The following is a 2093-nucleotide window of genomic DNA, read 5'->3' as shown; positions in this document are numbered from 1 at the left end:
CTTCCGCACCGGCCAGCCAGTCACTCGCTCACCCCCCGCCTACGATCACTGACCGTATTCAGACTTACTCGTCTAGGGGTGAGCACGCGGATGGTCCGCGCGGACGGCGATTGCTTGCGCAGCCTCGGTTGCCCGTGCACGCGACTCCAGGTGTGGCGGGTGGTTACCGGCTCGGCGAGGGTGCGGCGCTGCCGCCGCTGCTGCTGGACGACGACGAGGCCGTCGCGGTCGCGATCGGGTTGCGCACGGCCGCGAGCGGCACGGTGTCCGGGATCGAGGAGACCTCGGTTCGGGCGCTGGCCAAGCTGGAGCAGGTGCTGCCGGAGAGGCTGCGGCAGCGGGTCAACGCGCGTGCAGACGTACACGGTGCCGGTGCCCAGGGGAGGGCCTGCCGTCGAAGCCGATGTGCTGACGACGACCGCGCGGGCGTGCCGGGACAGGGCGCCTGCGGTTCGGCTACCGCGCGCGACGACGCCGCGAGCGTGCGCACCGTCGAGCCGAATCGGCTCGTCAGCACCGGGCATCGTTGGTACCGGGCGTCGTTGGCACCTGGTCGGCTGGCACTGCGACCGCGACGACTGGCGGAGCTTCCGCGTCGATCGCCTGTCGTCGCGCATTCCGACGGGGGCCGCGCTTCACGCCGCGAGCCTGCCGGAAGGCGGCTTCGCCGCGTAACGTCGCGCGGGACGTCACGCGGTGTTGTGGGCATATCGCGCGCGGGTGTGGGTGCATGCGCCCGCGGAGGTCGTCGTGCAGCGGGCGCCGCCGATGACATGGCTCGTCGAGGTGAAGTGAACGGACCATTCGCCTCGATAGACGAGGTGAACGGTCCGTTCACTTCACCTCGATTGGCGAGGCGGAACCAGGTCGCTCCCGCTGGGGCTGTCTGCGGAGCCTTCAGGCAGAACGAGTCCCAAAATGGGCTCATAGCAACGAAAAGTACTCGCGGGTCCTGAGCAGCCCGAATCCGTCTCGCCGTGGTGAGTCGCGGCGGGTGGTCTTGACAGTGCGGGAAGGTGTCGCGCTGGTGGCGCTGGACCAGCTGTGGCATGTGGTGCTCTTGCTACCCGCGCTGGCGCTCGGCGCGGTGCTGAGCCGGTTCGTGCACCACCGCCTCGACGGTTCGCTGATGCGGCTAATGGTGCTGCTGTTCGCGATCGCCTTCGGCGTCGTGCTGCTGTTCACCGGGTGAGCGCGTCGCCGAACGGCGAACGGCTAGGACGGGCTTCGGGTTGGTGATCACCTGCGGAGTGGTCTCCTGCTTGAGATTGGCCGGCAGGAGTGCGACGGCACTGGTCGAGGTGCAGGTCGATGGCCGTCAGCGCGGGTGTGCAGGTGCGGGCGCGCAGACCGTCGTAGCGGGTCGTCACCATGACATCCGCCGGGACGCGCAGCCCTCGGTCGGTCAGCGCCGGCACCACGTCCACGGCGAAGGCATTGACGGTCGCGTAGATCGCGTTGACCTCCGGGGGCTCGTCCAAGAGTGAAGACGCGGTAGCGCGCCCCGCCTCTTCGCGAGCGGTCTCCGGCATCACCGGGAAACTGGCCGGTCGTCGTCCGGTGATGGCAGACGACGGCTACTGCGGCGCCCCTGGCATGATTACGTTTTACCAGAAACGACTTGCGGGCCCAGCGGTCGGCTCCGAGCCTGGTGGTGGTGTGTCTGCGGATGCCGGGCGGCCGGAGGCTGTCGGGTCTGGGCCTGTTGTGGACTCCGACCGTGGTGTGCCTGCGGGGCATCCGGTGTCGCCGAGTGGGGTGACCGGCCGTGATGGGGATCCCGGTGCGGACTCGGTCGGGGGGCGTGGGGATTCGCATCGCCGTGATGGGGCTGCGGTGTCGCCGGATTCGGCGATGCCCTCGGGGGAGGGGTCGCGGGCGGCGTCGTCTGTGGATCGGGATCCGGTGGTGGTGTTGCCGGTGGGCTTGCCTGCGGACACGGTGCGGGTGCCGGTGCCGGCGGAGGTGGTTGCTGGTGGTGGGTTGGCGGAGTTCGTGCGGGGCGGTGTCGCGGATTCCACGGGTCCTGTGCTGCTGGTGTCCCCCGGGGATCCGGGTGTGGGTGTGGTGGTGACGCCGGGTCAGGGTTCGGC

General features: G+C 69.8%; 4 protein-coding genes and 1 pseudogene. 3 read left to right on the top strand and 2 right to left on the bottom strand.

Annotated elements, in window-relative coordinates; translation table 11 throughout:
• Positions 1–163: 163 nt before the first annotated feature.
• A complete protein-coding gene (locus tag SSPN_RS60360; RefSeq protein WP_170121617.1) occupies positions 164–304 on the bottom strand; it encodes a hypothetical protein in 141 nt (46 codons plus the stop codon).
• A 47-nt stretch (positions 305–351) separates the two neighbouring features.
• Between SSPN_RS60360 and SSPN_RS62240 the strand changes: the two genes are divergently transcribed.
• A complete protein-coding gene (locus SSPN_RS62240) occupies positions 352–675 on the top strand; it encodes a WYL domain-containing protein (RefSeq protein WP_337466358.1) in 324 nt (107 codons plus the stop codon).
• A 319-nt stretch (positions 676–994) separates the two neighbouring features.
• Positions 995–1192, top strand: coding sequence for a hypothetical protein (locus tag SSPN_RS0126485; protein ID WP_010310980.1), 198 nt, complete (start codon positions 995–997; stop codon positions 1190–1192).
• Here SSPN_RS0126485 and SSPN_RS0126480 read toward each other — a convergent pair.
• On the bottom strand, positions 1182–1532 hold the full coding sequence (locus SSPN_RS0126480; RefSeq protein ID WP_010310977.1) for a substrate-binding domain-containing protein: 351 nt from the start codon (positions 1530–1532) through the stop codon (positions 1182–1184). The two genes, SSPN_RS0126485 and SSPN_RS0126480, sit on opposite strands and share 11 nt — an antisense overlap.
• 322 nt (positions 1533–1854) lie before the next feature.
• On the opposite strand from SSPN_RS0126480, the pseudogene SSPN_RS45900 reads away from it, so the two are divergent.
• Positions 1855–2093: pseudogene (locus SSPN_RS45900) on the top strand (hypothetical protein); the annotation flags it as partial.

It is taken from the genome of Saccharopolyspora spinosa NRRL 18395, assembly GCF_000194155.1.
GTDB classification, from domain to species: Bacteria; Actinomycetota; Actinomycetes; order Mycobacteriales; family Pseudonocardiaceae; genus Saccharopolyspora; species Saccharopolyspora spinosa.
This window is presented reverse-complemented; position numbering and strand designations above follow the sequence as displayed.

Excerpts from the sequence above, each read along its gene's own strand:
- SSPN_RS0126480 (WP_010310977.1), bottom strand. The coding sequence starts at position 1,532 with ATGCCGGAGACCGCTCGCGAAGAGGCGGGGCGCGCTACCGCGTCTTCA.